The sequence below is a fragment of the Mycobacterium sp. genome (assembly GCF_019243155.1).
Taxonomy (GTDB): domain Bacteria; phylum Actinomycetota; class Actinomycetes; order Mycobacteriales; family Mycobacteriaceae; genus Mycobacterium.
This window is the reverse complement of record NZ_JAFAUS010000230.1, coordinates 1-3,055: the sequence shown is the minus strand read 5'-3', so window position 1 is coordinate 3,055 and position 3,055 is coordinate 1. Positions and strand designations below refer to the sequence as shown.

Below are 3,055 nucleotides of genomic sequence, written 5' to 3'. Positions count from 1 at the left end.
CGCGCCGCGACGTCGTCGTGGTGGCCTCGGTGTCGTGCATCTACGGCCTGGGCACGCCCCAGTCGTATTTGGACCGCTCCGTGGAGTTGCAGGTCGGCACCGAGGTACCACGGGACGGGCTGCTGCGGCTGCTGGTCGACGTGCAGTACACCCGCAACGACCTGTCGTTCACCCGGGGCTCGTTTCGGGTGCGCGGGGACACCGTCGACATCATTCCGTCCTACGAAGAGCTGGCCATCCGCATCGAGTTCTTCGGCGACGAGATCGAAGCGCTCTACTACCTGCACCCGCTGACCGGCGAGGTGATCCGCCAGGTCGATTCGCTGCGGATTTTCCCGGCCACGCACTACGTGGCGGGGCCCGAGCGAATGGCGCACGCGATCTCGACGATCGAGGCGGAGCTGGAGGAGCGACTGGCCGAGCTCGAGGGCCAGAACAAGCTGCTCGAGGCGCAGCGGTTGCGGATGCGCACCAACTACGACATCGAGATGATGCGCCAGGTCGGGTTCTGCTCCGGCATCGAGAACTACTCGCGTCACATCGACGGCCGGGGACCGGGTTCGCCGCCCGCGACGCTGCTGGATTACTTCCCGGAGGACTTCCTGCTCGTCATCGACGAGTCGCACGTCACCGTGCCGCAGATCGGCGGCATGTACGAGGGCGACATGTCGCGCAAGCGAAACCTGGTGGAATTCGGCTTCCGGTTGCCCTCGGCGTGTGACAACCGCCCGCTTACCTGGGAGGAGTTCGCCGACCGCATCGGGCAGACGGTGTACCTGTCCGCGACACCCGGCCCCTATGAGCTCAGCCAAGCCGCTGGCGAATTCGTCGAGCAGGTCATTCGGCCCACCGGCTTGGTGGATCCGAAAGTGGTGGTCAAACCCACCAAAGGTCAGATCGACGACCTGATCGGCGAGATTCGCAAGCGCACCGACGCCGACGAGCGAGTACTGGTGACGACGCTCACCAAGAAGATGGCCGAAGACCTCACCGACTACCTGCTGGAGATGGGCATCCGGGTCCGCTACCTGCACTCGGAAGTCGACACCCTGCGCCGCGTCGAGTTGCTGCGTCAGCTGCGGCTCGGCGAGTACGACGTGCTGGTCGGCATCAACCTGCTGCGCGAGGGCCTGGACCTGCCCGAGGTGTCGCTGGTGGCGATCCTCGACGCCGACAAGGAAGGCTTCCTGCGGTCATCGCGCAGCCTGATCCAAACCATCGGCCGTGCCGCCCGCAACGTCTCCGGTGAAGTGCACATGTATGCCGACTCGATCACCGATTCGATGAAAGAGGCGATCGACGAGACGGAACGCCGCCGCGCGAAGCAGATCGCCTACAACGAGGAAAACGGCATCGATCCGCAGCCGCTGCGCAAGAAGATCGCCGACATCCTCGACCAGGTCTACCGCGAGGCCGACGACACCGAATCCGTGGAGATCGGCGGGTCGGGACGCAACGCCTCCCGCGGCCGCCGTGCCCAGGGCGAACCGGGTCGCGCGGTCAGTGCGGGTGTGTTCGAGGGCCGTGACACGACCAGCATGCCGCGCGCCGAACTCGCCGACCTGATCAAGGATCTCACCGAACAGATGATGGCCGCCGCCCGCGACCTGCAGTTCGAACTGGCCGCGCGATTCCGCGACGAGATCGCGGACCTGAAGAAGGAACTGCGCGGAATGGACGCCGCCGGGCTGAAATGAGTTTGCCAGCAGTCGATCTCTGAGGCCGGCCCCCGACTCAACCCATACGGTAGAGGTGTGACCGACACGGCGACTATCACCGGCGGCTGGCGAGAACTGCTGGGAGCCAGGTATCTCTGGACATCCGTTCTACTGGCCGGTGGGGTCGCGCTGTACGCCACGAATGAGTTTCTGACCACCAGTTTATTGCCCAATACCATCGCCGAAATCGGCGGCAGCCGGCTCTACGCGTGGGTGACGACGCTGTATCTGGTCGGGTCCGTGGTCGCCGCCACGATGGTCAATCCGATGCTGCTGCGGGTGGGCGCTCGGTCGTCATATCTGATGGGACTCGCCGTGTTCGGCGTCGCGAGTCTGGTTTGCGGTGCGGCACCCAACATGGAGGTTTTGATAGCCGGGCGCGCTCTGCAGGGAGTCGCCGGGGGCCTGCTGGCCGGTCTCGGCTACGCGGTGATCAACTCCGCGCTGCCGCGCTGGCTGTGGACGCGGGGTTCGGCGCTGGTGTCGGCGATGTGGGGCGTCGCGACCGTGGTCGGGCCCACGACGGGTGGTCTGTTCGCGCAATTGGGTCTGTGGCGGTGGGCGTTTGTCGCAATGGCGGTGCTGACGGCGCTGATGGCCCTGTTGGTGCCCGTCGCGCTGGCCCGCGTCAGTCCGAGCACGGATCATCCGAGGGTGAAGGTGCCGGTCCGATCGCTGCTGATCATCGGTGTCGCGGTGCTGGCGGTCAGCGTCGCCCAGATCCCACACAACATCGTCAAGACCTTCGCGCTGCTCACGGTCGGCATCCTGCTGGTCGGCCTGTTCGTTGTCGTCGACTGGCGGATGCATTCGGCCATACTGCCGCCCAGCGTTTTCCGTCCGGGGCCGCTGAAGTGGATCTATCTCACGATGGGCGCGCTGATGGGCGCCGCGATGGTCAACACCTACGTACCGCTGTTCGGTCAGCGCCTGGCGCATCTGACCCCGATCGCGGCCGGATTCCTGGGGGCGGCGCTGGCGCTCGGCTGGACGGTGAGCGAAATAGTCAGCGCATCCTTGGAAAATCCGCGAACGGTGTCTCGGGTGATCCTGCTTGCCCCGATGGTGGCCGCGTCAGGCTTGGCTCTCGCCGCAGTTGCCCGACGCGGTGACGGCGACGCCTGGACCGCCGTGCTGTGGGTTGCTCTCGTGGTGGCCGGCATCGGAATCGGCATGGCCTGGCCGCACCTGTCGGCACGCGCGATGGGCTCGGTCAACGACCCGGCCGAACGCGGTGCCGCGTCGGCGGCGATCAACACCGTTCAGCTGATCTCGGCCGCCATCGCAGCCGGGTTGGCCGGCGTCGTGGTCAACGCCGCCAAGGGCGGCGACGGGGT

General features: G+C 66.3%; 2 protein-coding genes. Both read left to right on the top strand.

Going from position 1 to position 3,055, the window contains the following annotated elements; genetic code table 11:
• A partial coding sequence (uvrB, locus tag JOZ00_RS11510; protein ID WP_293343873.1) for an excinuclease ABC subunit UvrB occupies positions 1–1,697 on the top strand: 1,697 nt, incomplete at its 5' end.
• Positions 1,698–1,754: 57 nt separating this feature from the next.
• On the top strand, positions 1,755–3,055 hold a 1,301-nt coding region (locus JOZ00_RS11505; protein ID WP_293343871.1), incomplete at its 3' end, for an MFS transporter.